Origin of the sequence: Haladaptatus sp. QDMS2 (genome assembly GCF_029338295.1) — an archaeon.
Taxonomy (GTDB): Archaea; Halobacteriota; Halobacteria; order Halobacteriales; family Halococcaceae; genus QDMS2.
In genome coordinates, this window is record NZ_CP119791.1 from 1,403,970 (window position 1) to 1,424,892 (window position 20,923).

Below are 20,923 nucleotides of genomic sequence, written 5' to 3' on the forward strand. Positions count from 1 at the left end.
ACTAGCAGATGGAACACACCGTGGGAAAGGTGGGGTTGTTCGTACTGACTGCTGCGATGGCACTGGCGATGGCAATCGCGCTGAGCCTGCTGTACGTGAGCCTCACGCCCTGAGTCGAAGAACCGAGCGACGGGGTGCGTGTAAGCCCCGAGTAACGATTCGGAAAGACGGGCGTACAACCTGGCAGGTGGCAGATAACTATCGTGGCTTTTTGCGACTGTCCGGTATGAACCACATCTTAGAAGACGTCGGCATCATCCTCCTCGTGTTGTTCGTCGTCATCGGCTACTGGCTCTTCCTGGCGATGGCCTACCAGCAGTTCGTCTGACCCCGACGGTGGCACACCTATTTGCACGACGGCAACGTAGTGTGGACCATGGGTACTCAGGATAGTCCACAGATAGACGTGCTCTACGTCGGGCACGGAGATTCTGCGGACACGGTCACGGCGGCGTTCGGCCGGGCAGGCGTGAACGCGACCGTCGTGTCCAGCGTAGCAGACGTTGCGTCGGCACTTTCCCCCGAAATCGACTGTGTCGTGACGGAGGCGACGTTCGACGCAGGCGACGCAAAATCGGTCGTCCAGACGGTAAACGAATTCGACCTGGACCTCCCGCTCATCGTCTACTCTCACGGCGCGAGCGAGGCGCTGGCGAGCAAAGTCACCGCACTCGGAATCACCTTCTACCGACTCGTCGCGGAGACCGACGCAGACGAGTTGACCGCAGACGTGTTGGCCGCGGTGCGGGCCCACCGGTCGCGGCTCGAAACACCGGTTGACGAACTCAGGCTGAAACAGCGGGCGATGAACGAAGCACCCGTGGGTATCGCCATCTCAGATGCGACACAGCCTGACAACCCGCTCACCTACGTGAACGACTCGTTCGTGGAGATGACGGGCTACACCGAGACGGAAATTATTGGCCGAAACTGCCGATTCTTACAGGGCGAGGACTCGGACCCCGCCGCGGTCACCGCCATGCGCCAGGCAATCGCCGCGGAAGAGGAGGTCGCCGTCGTGGTGAAAAATTACCGAAAGGACGGCGAGATGTTCTGGAATCGCGTGAACATCGCGCCGATTCGCGACGCAGACGGTGAGGTTCGTCACTTCGTGGGCTTCCAGAACGACGTGACCGCCCGCAAGGAGGCGGAACTCGCACTGGCCGAAGAACGCGAGCAATTGGCCTACCTGCTCGACCGGATTCAGGGGCTCATCCAGGACGTGACCCAGACGCTCGTCCGGTCGGTGAATAGAGAGGAGATAGAGGAGACGGTGTGCACGCAGTTGGCAAACGCAGACCCCTACGTCTACGCGTGGGTCGGCGAGGTGGACGTGGCCGCGAACGAAGTCGTCCCGACGCAGTGGTCCGGCGAGGCGCTCGTCTCGGTGGGCGACATCGGCGTGAGCCTCTCGGACCCCGATTCGGCGAACAATCCCGTCGCCCGGGCGGTGAAGACCGGAACCATGCAGACAGCGCGTGTCGGTGTTCGCGGCTTCGGGCGGGGCTACCCGAAGCGCGTCGTCGAGGTCGCGGCCGTCCCACTCGTGTACGAAGACGTGACCTACGGCGTGCTCACGGTGTGTGCCGACCGCGAAGACGTGTTCAACAGCCGCGAGCGCGTCATCCTCGAATCGGTGGGACGCGCCGTCGCGAGCGGCATCAACTCGCTCGAGAGCAAGAAGATAATCACCGCAGACAACATCGTCGAAGTCGAACTGGAGTTCGAATCGACCGCGCTGTTCTTCGTCGATATCGCCTCGAAGACCGGTGCCGAACTCGAATTCAAACAGGCGATGTACCAACCGGACGATTCGCTGGTACTGTTTTTCACTGCGACAGGAGCAGACCCGGAGGTGGTCGAGGCGGCCGCACGCGAATGTGGCGAGATCGCGAACGTACAACTGGTCGCGACGGGCGACGACGAGAGCCTCTTCGAACTCACGCTCGCGAGAGAGTCTATCGTGACCGACCTCGCGAACTACGGCGCGAAGACGCAGGCAATCACCGCACACGACCGGGTCGGGCGCATGAAAATCGAGCTCCCTCAGGAGGCGAACGTCCGCCAGCTCGTCGAACTCGTGAAAAAGGAGTATCCCGGTACCGAACTCGTAAGCTACCGCGAACACGACCGGCGACCGACGACGAAACAGGAGTTCGTCATGGCGCTGCGAGAACGACTTACCGAACGCCAGCTTTCGACGCTCCAGCGAGCGTACGTCGCCGGCTTCTTCGACTGGCCACGGCCCGTGAATGGCGACGACCTGGCGGCGACGATGGGCGTCTCACGTTCGACGTTCCACGAACACCTGCGCGCCGCGGAACGGAAACTCTGTGCGGAGTTGTTCGAGCGGCCAGCGGAACCCCCACTAGTGAGGGAATGAGAATTAGTCACTAACTGGCGTCCATTTATGTAGGTGCGAGGCACGAAGCGATTCGATGCAATCACCTCACTAAAACAATGCCAACCTGCACGAACTGCAACGCACACGTCTCGAAACGATTCGCCCAGGTATTCTCGGACGCACAGGGTCGGATACTCGCCTGTCCGGAGTGCTCCGCGAATGCTGGAATCGCAGAGGCTGCACGGATTCGTGGTCAACAGGTCTGAGGACCCTGGACCACTCTTCGGCGCGCACCGAAGACGAGTATTCCAGTGGTTTCCATACGGGACCTCACTCGTCGCCTGTCAGAAAGCTCGCAACCGGGCAATTTCACCACCCATCAGCAGTCACACGGAATCCCAGACCCATCCGTGTCCTATTTTGACGAATCGCAATACGACGGCCGCGTCGCGTAGTCGATGGGGTCTGTGACGCCGATTTCTTCGAACGCTCTGAGCCGGATGGCACAGGCATCACACACGCCGCACGCGGGCGCTTCCTCGGAGTAACAACTCCACGTGTGCTCGAACGGCACGTCGAGGGAGACGCCGTGAGCGGCGATTTCCGTCTTCGACCAGTCGACGAACGGCGCTTCCAATGAAATTTCCGTCTCCGGTTTCGTCCCCAGGTCGGCCACGGCCTGAAATGCCTCGAAAAACTCGGGGCGACAGTCCGGATAGCCGGAGTAGTCCTCGCTGTGTGCACCGATGAACACGGCGTCACACTCTTTTGCCTCTGCGTAGGAGACGGCCATCGCGAGCAAGTTCGCGTTTCGAAACGGAACGTAGGTGTCCGGAATCTCCTCGCTGTCTAAGTCAGCGGCGGCCACGTCGATGCTGTCGTCGGTGAGCGCGGACGCCCCAATCTGGGCGAGATGGCTGGTTTCGATGTGCAGGAAGTCGTTCGCCTCGAAATCCTCGGCGAGCTGTCGAGCGCACTCGTACTCCTTGCCTTCGGTGCGCTGGCCGTAGGAGGTGTGCAGAAAGTAGAGGTCGTAGCCGCGGTCGCTCGCCTCGGCGGCGGCGGTGGCGCTGTCCATCCCACCAGAGACGAGGACGACCGCTCGTTCGTCGCTCATCGCTCCGCCTCCGCACGGTCTGTGGCGCTCCTGAACTGCGTGCGCTCTTCTGCGGTCGGTTCACCGACGGTGACGGTCGTTCGCGTTTCCGTCTCGGTTTCGACGCCGCGCATCGCCTCGCACATGTGGGTCGCAGCAATCTCGACCATCACGGCCTCAGCGTCAAGTTCGTCTGCGAGTCCTTCGGCGATTTCCCGGGTCAGTCGCTCTTGCATGGAGAGTTTACGAGACTGCCAGCGGACGTAGCGCGTGAGTTTCGAGAGCCCCACCACCTCGTCACCCGGACGGTAAGCGACGTGCGCGATACCGTAGAAGGGCAGCAAGTGGTGTTCGCACATGCTGTAGACCGGGATGCTCGTCTTGATGACGAGCCCCGAGCCTTCGGCGGGGAAGGTTCGCATGGTAGGTTTCTCCGTCTCACGAAAGCCCTCTGTCAACGTGCGAAATGCGTCTGGGACGCGCCGTTCCCACGTCTCGACGAGGCCATCGCGGTCGGGGTCCGTGCCGACGGCTTCCAGCAGCATTCGAACCGCCCGTTTTGCCTTCTCGTGGTCGTACGTCGATTCGTCGTCGTGAATGAGGGTAGCGTCAGTCATTTCAGGTGCCGGGAGCGTCGTTCCAGAGGTCGACGTGGAGTCGGGGGGTGTAGCGAAAACCGTACTCCATCGCCAGGTCAGCCGTTCGTATGCGCGTCTCGTCTAAAGCCTCACGGGTTTGCCCTTCTGGCATGAGCAACACGTCGTGGTCGTGGAGGGGCGTCGCGGCCTTCGCCCGGATACGCGAGACGATGTCCGCCACCTCGGGCATGTCGTCGGGGCCGGTGACGACGAACTTGAGTTGCGTATCGTAGGCATCGACGAACTGCGCGAGGACGTCGACGTCGATGCGAGCACGTTCGTGTCGCGCTTCCCATTCGCCCTGACCCTTCGGGTCGCGTTCGGGCGTTGGGGTGCTGGATGCGAGTTTGGGGCTCACGCTCGCGAGGTCGATAGGGGCGTCACGGAAGATGGTTCCGTTGGTTTCGACGGTGGTGTGATAGCTTGCATCTGCAAGTCGTTCGAGCAGTGCCACCGAATCGTCGTGGATGAGCGGTTCACCACCCGTGAGCACGACGTGTTCGGCTTGCTCGTACTCGGCGACGGCCGCCACGATGTCGTCTACGGTCATCCACGCGTGTTTCGGTTCCCACGAAGTGTGATACGAGTCGCAGAACCAGCATCGCAGGTTACAGCCGCTCGTGCGAACGAACACGGACGGGACGCCAGCGAGGACACCCTCGCCCTGCAGCGAGTAGAACAGTTCGTTGATGGGCAGAGCCTCCCTGTCTGCCGGTCGCTCACTCACTGTTCCTTCGGCGTTGACCGGCATTAGCAGGTCACGCCACAGAGTTCGCTCGTTTCGCGAACCATCACCGAGACGGCTTCGACGTTATCGGGGAGTTCGGCGAGCAACCGCTGTTCTAAGATGATGCCCATGACTTCGGCAGTCGGCGGGTGTTCGAGGACGACGAGCGCGTCGCCGTCACCGGCGGCCTCGAACGCCTCGATAAGCGGGTCGCCCTCCTGGAGCAGGAATCGGTGGTCCCAGTCGTCGATGACGTCAGTGACGTCGCCCTTGTCGACGACCCATCCCTCGTTCGTCAGGTTGCCGCGAATCGTGACCGAAATCTCGTAGTTGTGGCCGTGCGGGCGAGCACACTTGCCGTCGTGGTGCAGCAAGCGGTGCCCACTACTGATGCGAATCGGGCTGTCGTGGCCGATTCGCAGTTCGTGAACGCGCTCTGTGAGCGCAACCTCGTCGCGCATCGAGGTTCTTGAGAGCATACTGTGAGATTATTGAGAGAGTATATAGATGTTTCCACTTTGCGGACTATCAGAAAAATAGTTAGCAAAAGGGACGCTCTCAGTCCGTGTGCGCGTGTTTTTTGGACGAATAATGATGAGACGTACCCGGCGATGCGTTGGGGGTTACAGGGGTCGTCTGGATATTCGAATCAACTGTGACGTGGGCCGAAAATCGGCCGCTCAGGCGGACTCTTCGGCCGGTGGCATGAGATGTTCCTGGCCCCAGTCGTGCATCGCCATGATGAGTGGTTCGAGAGATTTGCCGCGGGCAGTGAGCGAGTACTCGACGCGGAACGGTTTCTCGCTCACGACTGCCCGGTTGACCAGGCCGAACTCCTCTAAGTTTTCGAGGCTATCGGAGAGCACCTTCGAGGAGATGCCGTCTACGGCCGCTTTGAGCGCGTTGAACCCCGAAGGCCCGTGTTTCAGCAGGCGGTGGATGATGACGGGATGCCACTTCTTCCCGAGAATCGTCGCCGTCGAGGTGATGGGACACCAATCCTCGCCCACACACGGGATTTCGAGCGGTTCCGTACCGTCGTCCATGACGGCAGTACAACGCCCGCCGATAAAAGGTTACCCGCGACTACCGGATTACCGGGAGTAACTCACTTGCGGAGCACAACCTGCCCTTCGTCGGTGACATAGTCAATACCCAACCTTCGCCTGCGAGCGGCTTGAGTATGAGTCACGCCACAGCGGCGACAGGGTTTACGGCGCTCGTAGCGAGTATTCAGACGTATGGAAACCGCCGAATCCACGCATACATGCGAGGCCTGTGGCCGGGAATTTGAGACCGAAGCAGACCTCGAAGCCCACATCAACGCCGTCGGACTCGCCGAATAACGCACCCCCTATCAGCTGAGACGACTGGTATCATTTTTGTCAGACAATAGTATGACACATTGTAGCAAGGGTTATGACTCGTGGGTTGGTACCGTGGTATGTAGCGTACCAAAACACATCGCTACCTACCCCAAATGACCCCCACATCAGATCCGAAGCGTCGGGACGAACCCCCTACCGACGACTACCTCGAGTACGCACAACTCGAACTCGCAACGGGCGAGATCGTGATCTACGACCGAACGAACCCGGAAGCATGGATTCAGACAGACGAAGCCGTAATAATCGCGGCTAATGCCTGATTTTTTCGTTACCAGTTACTGACAAACAGGGATCAGAACCCTCCCTGAGTCGTCAGGCCGAAACGAGTTGCGTGACGCCTACCGTTCGAGTGTCTGGCGGAGTTTCCTTCGTTCCGAAGTTTCGTGTAGTCACGAAACTCGGGGATTGAACTGTCGATAGCTGAGAAGGTTGGCGTGAACAGTAGTTATTTACCGATTCTCAACAGCCATACGTAACGAATGAACTTGCGAGCGTGTCAACCGAACCGGACACACGAACGACGCCCAGCTGTAATCATATATGCCGATTCGGTGCGTCATTCGGCGGTCGCGAGGAGGCGGGGGCGGTGATCTTCGTCGAGGTGCAACTGGACACGCCAGTCTTGCAGGCGGCCCTCACGGCCAGGACAGATGTGGTGGTCACCGTCGAAGAAAAACGCGCCCTCCCGTCCGGCGTGGTCCGGTTCCTCTTTTGGGCCTGTACTGAAGATTTCGACACCTTCGAGACGGCTCTCGCCGACGACCCGACGGTCAAGGCACCGTCGGTGTTACACGAAGTCGAGGACAAACGCCTCTACCGCGTCGAACTCACTGAGGAAGGGAAGGCGACGACCGTCCACCAGGCTTACGTAGAACTCGACGCAGTCCTCCTCGAAGGGAAAGGAACCCGAGACGGGTGGTTCCTCCAGATGCGGTTTCCAGACCACGCGACGTTCAAGGAGTTTCGACAACGCTGTGACGACGTGGGCGTCGAAGTCGACCTTTACACCATCTACAACCAGACCGAATCGTCGTCGGGAGACCCAATCTACAACCTCACCGAATGCCAACAAGATGCACTGGTTGCAGCCTACGACATGGGGTATTTCGAAATACCGCGGAACACCTCGCTTGCCGACCTCGCGAGTGAACTCGGCGTCTCCAGTCAGGCCACCTCTGAACGACTCCGGCGCGGAACCGAACGACTCGTTCGCCACTCACTCGCCGAGCAGGCCAGCCACCGTAGCGGATGACAGTTCAAGGCCACCACGATGGATGACGTTTCCCGCTCCTCGCAGTGCGTTCGAAAACAGTTATCAATGGCCCGTTCGTGTCATTCGAGTATGGTTTTAGAGGCCGAGTGCAAACGCGCGTGTGCTCGGAGCGATGCGTGGGGGAGGTCTGTCGAAATCCAATGTGGGCCGTCACGGGACGACAGCACCTTGCCGACCGGAAAGCCAGCCCACCGGAACGGGATAGCGAACCGATGATTCTGGTCGAGTGTAAACTCGAAACACCGATACTCGCAGCGACGCTCGCCGAGAATTCCGCGTTCACGCTCACGTATGAAGACGAGCGATTGCTTCCCGACGGGCGAATCAGATTCCTGTTCTGGGCCAGTGGCGGGGAGTTCGACGACTTCGACGACGGCCTCGACGCAGACCCGACGGTGGAGAACCGGGCCGTCCTCGGCGTGGACGGCTCGAAGCGTCTGTATCGCGTAGAACTGGCCGACCCCGTAGACGAGATGACGGTGTATCAGGCCTACACGGAGGTCGATGCCGTGCCCATCGACGCGACGGGGACGGTAGACGGCTGGAACGTAAAGATGCAGTTCCCCGGTCGAGCGAATTTCAAGCAGTTCAGGCGGCAGTTGCTCGAAAGCGGCGTGAGCGTCGAACTGTTCACCATCTTCACGACGCGCCCGAACGACCAGAACACACCCCGTTCGCTCACCCAGTGTCAGGAGGACGCACTCGTCACCGCACTCGAAGACGGCTACTTCTCGATTCCGCGGGAAACCTCACTCGCCGACCTCGCGAGCGAACTCGGCGTCTCCAGCCAGGCCGCCTCGGAGCGACTTCGGCGCGGAACGGAGCAGTTAGTACGACACACACTCACAGACCAGCCGTAGTGACGATGCCGACCGACGAGATTCACACGCGAACAGCCCTTCTCGAACGAGCGAGTGCGCACGCGGAGACGGTCCCGCTCAACGTGAATCTGGAGACGGTGTCGTGGGAGATTTCAGCACGCGCTCGGCGTCGCGCTGGGCAGTGTCGGTATGACGAGCAAACCGGAGAGGTGACGATTCAATTGACGTGGGCGGCGTTCGAGGCCTACGGCTGGGAGCAGTTTTCTGGTGTCGTCCGCCACGAACTCGTCCACGCCTGGGAGTTCCAACAGTTCGGCGAATCGAGCCACGGCCCGCGATTTCGCGCGAAAGCGGGTGAGGTGGATGCACCGCGAAGGTGTGAACCCTTCACCGACGGGCGGCTCGTACTCACGTGTGTGGACGACCGGTGTGATTGGCGAGCAGAGCGCCACCGCGCCTCCGCGGTGGTGACCAAACCGACGCGCTACCGGTGTGGAGCCTGTCGGAGCAAACTGGTCGTCACCCACGTCCAGACGGCCGAATCCTGGCGGACGAACGACGGCTACGAGGACGCTCGCGCCCGAATCGGGGCCGAGTGGTGATGGACAGATGATTAATCATTATACACCTAATACGGATATGCAGAATTTAACATGAACGACCATTAACTTTATCTGCATCTTCCGTCTCGAACAGGATGCAACATGACACCCGCCCAGTACACAGACGGCGAGAACACCGGCGCACCAATCGTCCCGCTGGTCACAGATACCGACATTGCTGCCGACGGCGGCCCGGACACCACGCTCGAATATCTCCGCGAGATGGTCTGGAGTCACCGAGCAGAAGAGTAATGTGCCCGCCACCAACCACACACGCCCACCCTGTACGGGGGCTGGCCCCGAATAGTTTACATAAATCGACCCGTGAATAGCGTTTATTTTTAATAAATTTCGCCGAATTAGATTCAAGTCAATGGACTAACAGACGTGGGTCTGTAGGCATGACGGACGAGAACGAACCAAGTAGTCGATCCGACCAGTCGGGACTGTCCCGTCGTACCGTCCTGAAAAACACGGCACTCGCCGCTGGCCTCAGCGCGGTCAGCCTCACAGAGGGAACCCACGTCGCGAAAGCCACGGAACGCGACGGCGACCAGTACGTCTCCGGGAACGTCGTCGAGGCGGCAGGTGGCATGGTCTCCTCGCTGCACCCCCGCGCCTCCGAGATTGGCGCGAAGGTCCTGAACGACGGGGGCAACGCCGTCGACGCGGCCGTCGCGACCCACTACGCGCTCAACGTCGCCGCCCCGCCGACCTGCGGAATCGGTGGCGGTGGCTTCATGATAATTTACTCAGCTGACGACGACGAGTTCACGCTCGTCGATAGCCGTGAGGCCGCTCCTGCAGGGGCGGAACCGGACATGTTCCTCGGCGACGACGGAGCGCCGATTCCGTTCGACGACCGCCACACGCACGGGCGTGCCGTCGGCGTCCCCGGCACCGCGATGGGCCTCCAGAAGGCGCTCGACCTCCACGGAACGCGCCCGCTCGCCCAGCTCATCACGCCCGCGATGAACCTCGCGAAAAACGGCGTCGAGGTTGGCGAGGTACTCGCAGAAGAAATCGCGAACAACTGGTGGAAACTCAACGACGCCGCCCGCGAGGTGTTCTCAGACGAATGTGGCGACCCACTCGAAGCGGGCGATCTCCTCGTCCAGCCGGAACTCGCAGAGACGCTTCGCCTCATCAAAACCCAGGGCACGGAAGCAGTGTTCGAGGGTGAAATCGCCGAGGGAATCGCACAGACGGTCCAGGAAAACGGCGGCACGATGACTGTCGAAGATCTGGCCGAATACGAGGTCACGCTCGACGAACCGACCCGCGCGGAGTACAAGGACCTCGAAGTGGTCTCCCAGCCGCCGCCGAGTTCGGGCGGCCTGATGGTCTCCGAGATTCTGAAAATCGCAGAGGAGCGGGCCGTCGGCGAACACGACATCCGGGACGCAGAGAAGTACCACATCCTCGCAGAGGCAATGGGGCTCTCCTACGCCGACCGCGAGGCCCACGTCGGCGACCCCGAGTTCGTGGACGTTCCGCGTGAGGGCTTCCTCGCCGACGGCTACATCGAAGAACGCGCCGCAAACATCTCGATGGACGCGACGCTCGCAGATTACGAGGCCGACGAGTGCGTCGAAGCTGGCAACCCGTGGGCGTATCAGGAGGGTGACGGCGAACCCGCCGCGGAGGAAACCGCGTCGAGTACCGGCGGGCAGACGAGTCACTTCACCGTTGCCGACGCGGAAGGGAACCTCGTCAGTTACACGACCACCATCGAGCAGTTCTTCGGGACGGGTCTGATGGTGCCCGAGTACGGCTTCATGCTCAACAACGAACTCACGGACTTTAACGCGATTCCGGGCGGCCCGAATCAGGTCGAAGCCGGCAAGCGCCCGATGAGCTCGATGAGTCCGACCGTCGTCATGCGCGATGGCGAACCGGACCTGACGGTTGGCTCACCGGGTGGCTCGACCATCATCTGTTCGGTCGTCCAGACGATTCTTCACCACTACGAGTACGGCCTCTCGGTGTACGAGGCCATCAACGAACCCGCGTTCTACACCGACGAATGCCCGCCAATTTATTGGGAACCAGACTTCCCCCAGGAGGCGAAAGCGGACCTCGAATCACTCGGCCACGTCTTCCGCGACGAGTCGATGGTCCTCGGGAACGTGAATTGTATCGAGGTTCTCGAAGACGCCTACCGCGGCATCGCGGACCCGGCCCGCGACAGCGAGGCCGTCGGCGTCACAGCTCGCGGCGAGAGCGACGACTAGGCGCCAACTGCGGCTATTTTGTTTGAACTCGGCAAAATGGATTTTCGGCGGTCAGAACAGCGGGTCGAGCGACTCGTCCGTGTCCATCAGGTCAGCGAGTGCGCCCGGGGCAAGTTCCGCGCGGTCTGCGATGTTGCGCTGGGCTTCGATGGCGACCTGCTGGAGTTCCTTGATGCGCGGCACGTCGTACACCCCAGAGAGCAGGACGACGGCCCCGAGGTGGTCGGTCTTCGCGATGGGATAGTCTCCGCCGCGAACCTCCATGCTTCCGGTCTCGGCTTCGAGCCACCTGCGGGCGCGTTCAATGCCCTTGCGGTCAAGGTGCCGCGGCTTGCCCGCGACGACGACGAGCGCCCGTTCCGCACTCTTTACGTTACACGGGAGGCTGAGCCGACCGAGCGTCGCCCGGCGCACCACCGACAGGACGCGATTGGTCGCGTTGTCGTCTGGCGTCTCCGCGTGGCCGTTGCGGAAGCGCGCGAGCAATCCCGGTGGCTGGTGTTCGACCGCCGCCGAGGCATACCCGATGGTCGAGACACCGCCAGAGGCGAGCGTGTTGATGAGTTCACTCGCGTCCACGACGCTCTCTGCGACTTCACCTTCGGCGGGTTCGCCGGCACTGAGCAGGAGGCCGATGTGGCGCGCGATTTCGCGGTTCATCTCGGTGTACCCACCCTGCAAACTCTCTCCGCCTTTCCGCCAGGCGTCGTTGTCGAAGACGATGAGGTTGTCCACCTCGCGGACGAACGTGAGGAACGACCGCGCGGCGTTCAGCGTGTAGATGCCACCTTCCTCTGGACTCGGCAGCAGGCCGAGGCCGTAGACCGGTTCCGTGTAGAGACGCTTCAGTTCGCGGGCGATGACCGGTGCGCCCCCGCTGCCCGTCCCACCGCCGAGTCCGGCGACGAGAAAGAACGCGTCTACGTGGTTCATCGCGATGTCGTCGATGGCCGCGAGCACCTCGCCGATGTCCTCAGACGCGACGGTCGTCCCGAGTTCGTTGTCCGCGCCGACGCCGTGGCCCTTCACGTGGTACTGCCCGATGAGCACGCGGTTCTCCTCTGGGATGTGTCTGAGTCCCAGCAAGTCTGCCCGCGCTGTGTTCACCGCGATGGCGGCGGCGATGAAGTTCACTCGCGACTGTAATTCGTAGTCGATGAGCGCTTCTACGACCTTTCCCCCTGCCTGTCCGATTCCGATAAGTGCTACTTTCATCCGTAGTCCCCCCAGACTGGACGATAAAACGCGCTGAGAGGAGAAAAAGACGACTGTGAGCCAGGTCGTTTCGGGGCTGAAACCAGCGAAGAATTTCGATTCTGTGTCCCGTTCACCCGTCGCCAACCCATAAACCCATCCCCGAGGGAGACGAACCTGTTCCAGATGCTCACGGTCGATGGCAGTGACGGTGGCGGTCAGATTCTCCGGACAGCATTGAGCCTGAGCACCTGTTTCGGGCGGCCGGTCGAGGTGACGAACATCCGGGGTGCACGACCGAACCCCGGACTTCGAAATCAACACCTGACCGTCGTGGAGACGCTCGCGGAAATTTGCGATGCCACGGTGAGCGACGTGGCCGTCGGCACTGAGGAACTCACCTTCGACCCCGGGCCGCCCGCGGGCAGTCACGTCAGCGTGGACGTGGGCACGGCGGGGAGTCTGACACTCTTGTTCGACGCACTCCTCCCGCTCGCGACGACACTTACAGAACCGCTCACAGTCACCGCAACCGGCGGAACCGACGTGAAGTGGGCACCGACAGCGGCGTGGTACGAGCAGGTGAAACTCCCCCTGCTCGCACGATTCGGCCTCGATGCGCGTCTCACCGTCGACCGCAGCGGCTTTTACCCAGTCGGGGGCGGCGAAGCGACCCTCCGACTTCGTCCGTCGGAGATAACGCCCCTCACGCTGGGGACTCGGGGCAATCTCGAATCGCTCGCGGTCACCTCCATCGAATCGAACCATCTGTCGAACGCCGACGTCGCAGCGCGCCAGGCCACGGAGGCGCGTCGCCTGCTCGACGCCGCCGGCCACGAGGTGGCCCGCGAAACCGTCAACACGGTCGAGAGCGCGTCCCCGGGTTCCACGATACTCGTTCGGGCCGCCTACGAACACTCGCTCGTGGGGTTCGACGCACTCGGTGAGAAGGGGAAACCCGCAGAGAAAGTCGCTGCGGACGCCGTCAACGCTTTTCGAGCCTTCCATCAGTCCGGGGCCACCGTCGATTCGTTCCTCGCGGACCAACTGCTCGTCTGGCTGGCGCTCGGGGGCGGAGAGTTTCTCGCACCCAGACGCACGTCCCACCTCGAAACGAACCGGCGAGTCCTCGACGCCTTCGGCTACGCAATCGAGGTCGAAGAAGCGAACGATGGACTCATTCGGTGTTCCGCGCTGTCGTCGTGACGTAGATGCCGGCGAGGACGACAGCCCCGCCAGCGATGGTGAGCGGCGTCGGAACTTCCGCGAGCAGCACGAGCGCGAGTAGCGTGCTGCCCACGGGTTCGCCGAGTAGCGAGACGCTCACGACGCTCGATTCGACGTGCGCGAGCGCCCAGTTGATGACCGTGTGACCGAAGATGCCGGGACCGATAGCCATCCCGAGAAACAGCAGCCACTCCTCTGTAGGGTACCCGGTGAGCGGTTCGCCCTCCGCGAGCGAGAGCACGAGGAGGACCACCGCACAGACGACGTAGACGACGGTGACGTAGGGGATGAGCGAGATGCGCTGGCGAAGCGACCGCCCGGCGAGGACGTAGGCCGCGGCGGTGATGGCTCCGACGACGGCGAGGGCGTTTCCGAGCAGTGGATTCGCTCCCGTTACCGCGCCCCCGGTGAGGAAGTCGCCGAGCGACATGACGGCCATTCCGGTGAGGGCAACGGTGATGCCCGCGACGGTTCTGCGGGTGACGCGCTCTGAGAGCAGGAAGAACGCGCCGAGCGCGACGAACAGAGGCTGTGACTGAACGAGCGTGACGGAGGCGGCGACGCTCGTCCAGTTCAGGCTCTCGAACCACGTCGCGAAGTGGAGCGCGAGGGCGATACCCGAGAGCGAGGCGAAACCGAGGTCACGCCCCGAGATGGCCCGAAGGTCTGCCCGGTAGCGCGTAACCGCCACGGGTGCGAGCAGGAGGATCGTAAACAGCACCCGGTAGAACGCTTTGATGAGACTCGGCGCGTCGCTCCAGCGGACGAGAATGGCGCTCGTGCTCACCGCGACGATGGCGACGGCGAGCGCGGCCATCGGCGGGACGCGGGCCTCGAATCCTGACAGGTCAGCCACAGCGAAGGTTCGCGCCCGACCCGACTTACGTGTATGGGTCCCGGCGGATTGGTTCGGGAACCGACTCATCTTTGTAGCTTCCCCGTGGGTGCCAATGTATGGAATCCGACCGTCTCGGCGTGGGGCTGATTTTCGTCTCAGCCGTCGGATTCGGCACGCTCGGCATCTTCGGGAAACTCGGAGCGAACGCCGGCCTCTCGAACGCGACGATGCTCGTCTTTCGGTTCGTCATCGCCACCGCCGTCGCGTGGGCGTATCTGCTCACCACTGGGTCGCTGCGCCCGCTTCGTGGCCGAAACTTGCTCGTCGGCCTCGGCCTCGGCGCGCTCGGCTACGCCACGATGAGCGGCCTCTACTTCCTCGGGCTCGAGTTCATGTCCGCGGGCCTCGTCGCCATCATCCTCTACACCTACCCCGCGTTCGTCGTGCTCCTGTCGGTGGCCTTCCTCGACGAGCGCGTAACGTGGAAAACCATCCTCGCCCTCGGGTTGGCCCTCGGCGGCGTCGCGCTCATCACGGGAGCGAACCCGGCCAACGCCGACCCAGTTGGAGTGGGGATTCTCCTGTTCGCCGCGCTCGTCTACGCCTCCTACATCACCGTGAGTCGGGCGACGCTCGCGGACGTCGAGTCCTCGACACTGACCGCCCACGTCATGCCTGCTGCCGGGGTGAGCCTCGCCGTCCTCGGCACGATGCAGGGCACGCTCTCGGTGCCGTCGGGGGTAACAGAATGGAGCATCATCGTCGGCCTCGGCCTCGTCGCTACGGCGCTCCCCATCTTCACCTTCTTCGCCGGTCTCTCGCGGATTCAGGCCAGTCGGGCGAGCATCGTGAGCACCGTCGAACCCGTCTTCACCGTCGCGCTCGGCGCGCTCCTCCTCGACGAAGTGGTCACGCTCACGACCGTCGTCGGCGGGGCGATCGTTCTCTCGGGCGTCATCCTGCTCCAGCGCGGGTGACTATTCAGCGTCCTCGGGCGTGTCGAAATCGTGGAACGGTTTGCCCTGCTCTTTCGAGAGGATGTCGAGTGCGGCGGCCGCCCCACCGCCGACGGAAATCGCGGCCTGAATCTTGTCCTTGCGGGCGGCCCATCCGGCGGCGTAGACGTTCTCGACGGAGGTTTCGTTGTCCGCATCGACGGCCACGGTTTTGTCGTCGTTCATGTCACAGTCGAGGTCCTTCGCCACGTCGCGGGACTGCCCCGTCGCGAGGACGACGTATCTCGCGTCGTACTCTCCGTCCCCGGTCGTGACCTGAAAACCGTCGTCCGTTTGCTCGACGGCGGTCACTTTCTCGTCGCGGCGGTCTGCGCCCTGTTTCGAGACTTGCTCGCGGCCGATGCGCAGGAACTCGTCGCCGTCGATGCTCTTGATGCCGAGGTAGTTGAACAGGTGGGCGTAGTGCAGGGAGGTCTTGTCCGTGTCGAAAACGATGGTGTCGAGACCGTTTTTCGCCGTGAACAGCGCGGCGCTCAGTCCGGCCGGGCCACCGCCGACGATTGCTACGTCTGTCATGGCGTGTCATACGGACGACGCGACCAAAAGGGTGTGGCCGGTGGGCGTCGCTTACTCCAATTCGCGTTTCGTCGCCCGGTGGCGGCCCGCGAACATGGGTTCGAACCCGATGCGCGAGGCGGGCGAGACGGCCTTTCCGAGGTCGCCGCCGGGGAGTTCGTACTCGACCCGGTCGTGGAGGATGGTCTCCTCGCCGTCGCGGGAAAACGAGTGGGTGTGGACCCACCGCGGGAACGGCCCACGCTCCATGATGTCCTCGAACATTGCCTCGCCGTCTGCCTCCTTTCGCTTCGTGATGACGGAGGTCCAGCGTTGTTTCGGACCGATGCCGAACGGCTGGAGCGACATCTCGATGCGCGTGCCGGTGTCGAGAATTTCGGGGTCGGCCTCGCCGTCCGGTCCCGTCACCGATTCGATGGTGAGGTGCATCCAGTCGGGCGTGACCGCCTCCAGTCCCTCGACTCGCGAGTGAAAGTCCCACACCTTCTCGAAGGGCGCGCGAATCCGCGTTTCACGCTCGAATACGGGCATGGCTGACAGTACGCTCGTGAGACGTAAATCTCCGATGGTGAGAGCGACGAAGAAAGCGGAGTCGTCGGGATTACTTCAACCGCTCTTGTAGGAACGACGGGTGCGCGGCGGTAACGCCTTCGATAGAGAGAATGTCGTCGGAGATGACCTTGCCAACCGAGTCACCGTCGGAGGCACGAACCTCGGCCATCAGCATGTGGTCGCCACTCGACGAGTAGAGTTCCTCGACGGCGTCGAGTTCCTTCAGCGCCCGGGTCGCTTCGACGTAGCGTTCTGAGGCCACCTCGATGCCGACGATGGCGATGGTCTGACTCGTGAGTTTCTTCGGGTCCACGTCGGCGGAGTAGCCCACGATGACGCCCTCTGCTTCGAGTTTCGAGATGTACTTGCGGACCGTCGGCTTCGAGACGCCCGCCAACTCGGCGATTTCGGCGTACGACGCCTGCGCGTCCTGCTCCAGAACCGCAAGAATGCGATTGGCCGTAGACTCCGCGCTCATGGCAGGAGGTTTTCCGTCCGCGAAAAAATATCTTCCGTTAAAGAAAACTCCGTGATGGAGTTGGAAAGTTACTTGTGGCGGTCGAGCAGCGAGTCGGCGACGCGCTCCCACTGGTAGTCTTCGTCGAAGTAGCGCTCTGCGAGCGGTTCCTCCGGCATCTCGCCGGTGGCCTGCTTTTCTTGCTGGTAGGATGGGCGCTCGTCGTCGACGTAGAAGCGACCGGTGAGGACCTGGCCCTCGTGGAGGGCGTTCTCGGCTTCGAACATCATGTCCGCGGCTTCGCGGCGGTCGTGGGTGTCGAAGTCGTAGTCGTCAGAGTCCTGGATGTCCACGTACGGGACGTACTGCCGGGCGTCCTTGTTCCACGTCGGACACTGGGTCAGGAAGTCGATGTGGGCGAAGCCGTCGTGCTCGATGGCTTCCTTGATGATTTCCTTCGCCTGGTTCGGGTTGACCGCGGCGGTGCGAGCGATGTAGGACGCACCGGAGGCGAGTGCCAGCGACAGTGGACGGACGGGGTCCTTCGCGCTGCCGGATGGCTGGGTCTTCGACTTGTGACCCTTCGGGCTCGTCGGCGAGGTCTGGCCCTTCGTGAGGCCGAAAATCTCGTTGTTGAACACGATGTAGGTCATGTCGTGGTTCTCGCGGGCGGTGTGCATGAAGTGGTTGCCACCAATCCCGTAGCCGTCACCGTCACCGCCGGCGGCGATGACTTCGAGGCCGGGGTTCGCGAGTTTCGCCGCGCGGGCGATGGGCAGACTGCGGCCGTGGAGGGTGTGGAACCCGTAGCTCTCGAAGTACGAGGAGAGCTTCCCGGAACAGCCGATACCAGTAACCATCAGCACCTCATCTGGGGTGCGCCCGACGTCGGGCATGGCCTGTTTCAGTGCCTTGAGGACACCGAAGTCACCGCACCCTGGACACCAGGTCGCCTGTGGTTCGATGCCGGGCGTGAACTCGTTGCTGTCTATCTCGCGCTCTTCACCGATTGCGCTGAATGCACTCATTGGGTAACACCTGCTTCTGGAAGGAACTTCGTGTGTTCGTTCGAAACGTCGTCCTTACCTTCGACGATAGTCTCTTCGAACGCTTCGACGATGTTACGCGGGATGAACGGGTTGCCGTCGAACCGCAGCAGGCTCGACATCTTCTCGCCGTAGAGGCCGAGTTCCTTGCGGGCGAGGCCGCGGAACTGGCCGGTCGCGTTCATCTCGACGACGATCGCCTTGTCCACGCTCTCTAAGAACGCGGCGAGGTCTTTCTTCGGGAACGGCATCAGGTCGCTCACGCCGAGGCCCTTGACCGAGTGGCCGGCGTCGTTGAGTTCGGAGACGGCGTCCATGACGGCGCCCTGCTGGGAGCCCCACGTGATGATGCCGTACTCTGCGTCTTCCGGACCGAACGTGGTCTGGTGGCTCCCGTCCTGGGAGTCCAGGTCGTCGCGGATGGCTTCGAGCTTCTGTGCCCGACGGGCCATCTGCTTGATGCGGTTGACTGGGTCTTCGCTGATGTGACCCTCCTCGCTGTGTTCGTTACCGGCAGCGAGGAATCGACCGCCCTTCTGACCCGGAATCGTGCGTGGGCTCACGCCGTTTTCCGTGTCGTGGAGGAAGCGTTTGAACTTGCCCGACTCGTGGTGGGCCGCCTCGGCGATTTCCTCTTCGGAGAGGACGGTGCCAAGCGATGGGTTCGGTTCGCGGTCGAAGAACGATTCGTCCACGTTCACCATCTCGCCAGAAATTTTCTGGTCGATGACGATGATGGACGGAATCTGGTAGTCGTAGGCGATGCGGAACGCCTGTCGCGTCTGGTCGTACGCCTCTGCGGCGTTACCGGGCGCGAAGACGATGCGGTTCGAGTCACCCTGACTGGAGTACAGGATGGACTCTAAGTCGGATTGCTCCGGCTTGGTTGGCATCCCGGTGGATGGACCGGCGCGCATCGCCTCGATGAGGACGACGGGCGTCTCGGTCATCTCCGCGAGGCCGAGTGGCTCGCCCATCAGGGCGAAGCCGCCACCGGACGACCCGCTCATTGCCTTGACGCCAGCGTGGCTGGCACCGATGGCGAGAGCCGCGGCGGCGATTTCGTCCTCCACCTGCTCCGAGATGCCGCCGAATTTCGGCAGGTTCTGGGACATGATGGTGAACACTTCGGTCCACGGCGTCATCGGGTAGCCCGAGATGAACCGACAGCCCTCGTCGAGTGCGGCGTACGCGATACACGCACTCGCCGAGATGAGCAGCTGGTCCTCGTCGTGGTCGCCCGTCGGGACGCGAAGGTCGTGGGTAAACTCCTCTTCGGAGACGATGTCGTAGGCCTCCTGGAGGATGGCCAGGTTGGCTTCGAGCACGTCGCCGCGCATTGCGCTGCGCATGAGGTCCTCGATGTACTCGAGTTCGATGTCGAGGAGTGCGGCGGTGACACCGACACCGGCGGTGTTGCGCATGACCTCGCGCCCGTGTTCGCGGGCGAGCGAGCGCAAGTCCATCGGGTAGACGTGCCAGTTATTTTCTTCTACGCGCTCCTCGAAGTTCGGCACTTCCGAGATGTCAACGAGCCCCTCGTCGTAGACGATGATGCCGCCTTCGTTGAGCTCGTTTAAGTTCTCGGTGAGCGGCTTGATTTCCTCGTTGCCGTAGATGGCGTTCTCCTTCGGGTTGCGAGCGAAGGAGTCACCGAGGGCAAGCAGGAAGTTGTATCCGTTACCACGCGAGTTGACGGGATCTGCGCTCGCGCGAACTTCGACGTACGTGTGGCCGCCGCGAATGCGCGACGGGTAGTGGCGATGCGTGAATACGTGCAGGCCTGCACGCATCAGGGCCTTTGCGAAGTTCTGGCTGGTCGAGTCGATCCCGTCACCCGAACCTCCAGCGATTCGCCAGACAAGGTCCTTAGTCATTGAGAAATCACGGCGTCTGTGTGGGCCATACATTCACATAAGCCCTTGTGATTAAAGAATTTGCCATCCAATGGCACAGATTAATTATGAGAGATTGGTATATATTCACACGAAAGATAACGTAGAACGGAACCGCACTATTCTGCCGTTAGCCTTCCCCACGGGTAGGTCTTGTGTACGCTCCCTCGACACAGGTGGCTAGATATCGCCTCGGCGTGTACATCCGTGGAGGGCATGTCGCTCGTAGAAATCATCGCGGGAGTGGAAGCACACGAGAAACTGCTGACGGTGTTCAACCCACAGGCAGACCAGTCGCTCGTTCCGCAGCTCCGCGACGCGCTCAAAGACAGAAACGTTCGGGTCGAACTGGAGACCACGAAAGACGGCGCACCGTACGATTTCGCCGTGTTGAGTCGTGACGGCGAGTTCGAGACAGCGTTTCCGCTCTCGACGCTGGAGGCCATCACGAACCCTACCCCCGGCGACGACGACCTGGGGTGGAACGACGAGGCCTACCGGCCCATCCTCCAGCACTTAGACGAGACGATGTTTACGTCTCGGAGCATCAAAGAGATGGTCCAGGCTTCTCGTGAAATCGAAGATAGGGCCTGGCGTCTCGGGCGGGGGAGACTCCACGCGGGATTCCAGTACCTCTCTACGCTCAGCGGTGAACTTCACGTGTACGAGAAATTGGGCACGAAGGACATCGAGGTCCACGCGTACGCGACTCCCGACACGGACGTGCCCGACCACGAAGGGTTCATCCTTCACCTCGAACGGGCTTCGGAAATCGAAAAGACGTGGTTCGTCATCTTTGACGGAGCGGGCAACGACATCGACAAGTGTGCGCTGCTCGCGGAGGAACGCGCTCCCCGCGAGTTCTACGGGTTCTGGACCTACGACCCGAAAACGGTCGACTGGATACTCGACTACCTCGACGAAACCTACGGCATCGTGGAACTATCATAGATAAAATAAAACTATACTTTAGTTTATAATCGTTCATGCTATCTTATACGTGAGCGATACTACATTATCGTCATGCAAACACTGGCGGCACCCAGCGCAGTCAGGGGG

At 61.8% G+C, this 20,923-nt stretch carries 22 protein-coding genes; 10 read left to right on the top strand and 12 right to left on the bottom strand.

What is annotated here, in order from left to right:
- Nucleotides 1-376 precede the first annotated feature (376 nt).
- The gene (locus P1M51_RS07675) at nucleotides 377-2,383 is read left to right on the top strand and encodes a bacterio-opsin activator domain-containing protein (protein ID WP_276274970.1); all 2,007 of its coding nucleotides are present in this window, start codon (nucleotides 377-379) and stop codon (nucleotides 2,381-2,383) included.
- 376 nt (nucleotides 2,384-2,759) lie between these two features.
- Here P1M51_RS07675 and queC read toward each other — a convergent pair whose 3' ends face one another.
- The 5 genes from queC to P1M51_RS07700 form a co-directional block, all read right to left on the bottom strand.
- On the bottom strand, nucleotides 2,760-3,461 hold the full coding sequence (gene queC / locus P1M51_RS07680; RefSeq protein ID WP_276247620.1) for a 7-cyano-7-deazaguanine synthase QueC: 702 nt from the start codon (nucleotides 3,459-3,461) through the stop codon (nucleotides 2,760-2,762).
- Nucleotides 3,458-4,057, bottom strand: a complete 600-nt coding sequence (gene folE / locus P1M51_RS07685) for a GTP cyclohydrolase I (protein ID WP_276247621.1) — start codon at nucleotides 4,055-4,057, stop codon at nucleotides 3,458-3,460. Before folE ends, queC begins: the two co-directional genes overlap by 4 nt.
- 1 nt (nucleotide 4,058) lies before the next feature.
- Complete coding sequence (locus P1M51_RS07690) at nucleotides 4,059-4,829, bottom strand: 7-carboxy-7-deazaguanine synthase QueE (protein ID WP_276247622.1); 771 nt, start codon at nucleotides 4,827-4,829, stop codon at nucleotides 4,059-4,061.
- The gene (locus tag P1M51_RS07695; protein ID WP_276247623.1) at nucleotides 4,829-5,284 is read right to left on the bottom strand and encodes a 6-pyruvoyl tetrahydropterin synthase family protein; all 456 of its coding nucleotides are present in this window, start codon (nucleotides 5,282-5,284) and stop codon (nucleotides 4,829-4,831) included. Before P1M51_RS07695 ends, P1M51_RS07690 begins: the two co-directional genes overlap by 1 nt.
- A gap of 201 nt (nucleotides 5,285-5,485) precedes the next feature.
- The gene (locus tag P1M51_RS07700; protein WP_276247624.1) at nucleotides 5,486-5,851 is read right to left on the bottom strand and encodes a helix-turn-helix domain-containing protein; all 366 of its coding nucleotides are present in this window, start codon (nucleotides 5,849-5,851) and stop codon (nucleotides 5,486-5,488) included.
- Nucleotides 5,852-6,285: 434 nt separating this feature from the next.
- On the opposite strand from P1M51_RS07700, the gene P1M51_RS07710 reads away from it, so the two are divergent.
- The 6 genes from P1M51_RS07710 (at nucleotide 6,286) to ggt (ending at nucleotide 11,123) form a co-directional block, all read left to right on the top strand.
- Nucleotides 6,286-6,453, top strand: a complete 168-nt coding sequence (locus P1M51_RS07710) for a hypothetical protein (RefSeq protein ID WP_276247626.1) — start codon at nucleotides 6,286-6,288, stop codon at nucleotides 6,451-6,453.
- A gap of 326 nt (nucleotides 6,454-6,779) precedes the next feature.
- Nucleotides 6,780-7,445: a helix-turn-helix domain-containing protein gene (locus tag P1M51_RS07715; RefSeq protein WP_276274971.1), complete on the top strand. Its 666-nt coding sequence runs from the start codon at nucleotides 6,780-6,782 to the stop codon at nucleotides 7,443-7,445.
- Nucleotides 7,446-7,606: 161 nt separating this feature from the next.
- The gene (locus tag P1M51_RS07720) at nucleotides 7,607-8,326 is read left to right on the top strand and encodes a helix-turn-helix domain-containing protein (RefSeq protein WP_276247628.1); all 720 of its coding nucleotides are present in this window, start codon (nucleotides 7,607-7,609) and stop codon (nucleotides 8,324-8,326) included.
- Between the two features lie 5 nt (nucleotides 8,327-8,331).
- Nucleotides 8,332-8,889 (top strand): SprT-like domain-containing protein, encoded by a 558-nt coding sequence (locus P1M51_RS07725; RefSeq protein ID WP_276274995.1) that lies wholly within the window; start codon nucleotides 8,332-8,334, stop codon nucleotides 8,887-8,889.
- Between the two features lie 102 nt (nucleotides 8,890-8,991).
- Nucleotides 8,992-9,141: a hypothetical protein gene (locus tag P1M51_RS07730; RefSeq protein WP_276247629.1), complete on the top strand. Its 150-nt coding sequence runs from the start codon at nucleotides 8,992-8,994 to the stop codon at nucleotides 9,139-9,141.
- Nucleotides 9,142-9,290: 149 nt separating this feature from the next.
- A complete protein-coding gene (gene ggt, locus P1M51_RS07735; RefSeq protein WP_276247630.1) occupies nucleotides 9,291-11,123 on the top strand; it encodes a gamma-glutamyltransferase in 1,833 nt (610 codons plus the stop codon).
- A 51-nt stretch (nucleotides 11,124-11,174) separates the two neighbouring features.
- Here ggt and P1M51_RS07740 read toward each other — a convergent pair whose 3' ends face one another.
- On the bottom strand, nucleotides 11,175-12,338 hold the full coding sequence (locus tag P1M51_RS07740) for a tubulin/FtsZ family protein (protein WP_276247631.1): 1,164 nt from the start codon (nucleotides 12,336-12,338) through the stop codon (nucleotides 11,175-11,177).
- 165 nt (nucleotides 12,339-12,503) lie between these two features.
- Here P1M51_RS07740 and rtcA point away from each other — a divergent pair, with 165 nt between their 5' ends.
- Complete coding sequence (gene rtcA, locus P1M51_RS07745) at nucleotides 12,504-13,523, top strand: RNA 3'-terminal phosphate cyclase (protein WP_276274972.1); 1,020 nt, start codon at nucleotides 12,504-12,506, stop codon at nucleotides 13,521-13,523.
- Here the strand turns inward: rtcA and P1M51_RS07750 are convergent.
- Nucleotides 13,495-14,361: a DMT family transporter gene (locus tag P1M51_RS07750; RefSeq protein ID WP_276248483.1), complete on the bottom strand. Its 867-nt coding sequence runs from the start codon at nucleotides 14,359-14,361 to the stop codon at nucleotides 13,495-13,497. The genes rtcA and P1M51_RS07750 overlap by 29 nt on opposite strands.
- 137 nt (nucleotides 14,362-14,498) lie before the next feature.
- Between P1M51_RS07750 and P1M51_RS07755 the strand changes: the two genes are divergently transcribed.
- Nucleotides 14,499-15,359: a DMT family transporter gene (locus P1M51_RS07755; RefSeq protein WP_276274973.1), complete on the top strand. Its 861-nt coding sequence runs from the start codon at nucleotides 14,499-14,501 to the stop codon at nucleotides 15,357-15,359.
- Here the strand turns inward: P1M51_RS07755 and P1M51_RS07760 are convergent, their stop codons facing one another.
- The 5 genes from P1M51_RS07760 to P1M51_RS07780 all read right to left on the bottom strand — a co-directional run bounded on the left by P1M51_RS07760 (nucleotide 15,360) and on the right by P1M51_RS07780 (nucleotide 19,846).
- Nucleotides 15,360-15,914 (bottom strand): NAD(P)/FAD-dependent oxidoreductase, encoded by a 555-nt coding sequence (locus P1M51_RS07760; protein WP_276247634.1) that lies wholly within the window; start codon nucleotides 15,912-15,914, stop codon nucleotides 15,360-15,362.
- Between the two features lie 51 nt (nucleotides 15,915-15,965).
- The gene (locus P1M51_RS07765) at nucleotides 15,966-16,445 is read right to left on the bottom strand and encodes an SRPBCC family protein (protein ID WP_276274974.1); all 480 of its coding nucleotides are present in this window, start codon (nucleotides 16,443-16,445) and stop codon (nucleotides 15,966-15,968) included.
- 70 nt (nucleotides 16,446-16,515) lie between these two features.
- Nucleotides 16,516-16,944 (bottom strand): HTH-type transcriptional regulator LrpA1, encoded by a 429-nt coding sequence (gene lrpA1, locus P1M51_RS07770; RefSeq protein ID WP_276247636.1) that lies wholly within the window; start codon nucleotides 16,942-16,944, stop codon nucleotides 16,516-16,518.
- Between the two features lie 68 nt (nucleotides 16,945-17,012).
- Nucleotides 17,013-17,951, bottom strand: coding sequence for a thiamine pyrophosphate-dependent enzyme (locus P1M51_RS07775; protein WP_276247637.1), 939 nt, complete (start codon nucleotides 17,949-17,951; stop codon nucleotides 17,013-17,015).
- On the bottom strand, nucleotides 17,948-19,846 hold the full coding sequence (locus P1M51_RS07780) for a 2-oxoacid:acceptor oxidoreductase subunit alpha (protein ID WP_276247638.1): 1,899 nt from the start codon (nucleotides 19,844-19,846) through the stop codon (nucleotides 17,948-17,950). Before P1M51_RS07780 ends, P1M51_RS07775 begins: the two co-directional genes overlap by 4 nt.
- A 234-nt stretch (nucleotides 19,847-20,080) precedes the next feature.
- Here P1M51_RS07780 and P1M51_RS07785 point away from each other — a divergent pair, with 234 nt between their 5' ends.
- The gene (locus P1M51_RS07785) at nucleotides 20,081-20,815 is read left to right on the top strand and encodes a DICT sensory domain-containing protein (RefSeq protein ID WP_276247639.1); all 735 of its coding nucleotides are present in this window, start codon (nucleotides 20,081-20,083) and stop codon (nucleotides 20,813-20,815) included.
- Nucleotides 20,816-20,923 lie beyond the last annotated feature (108 nt).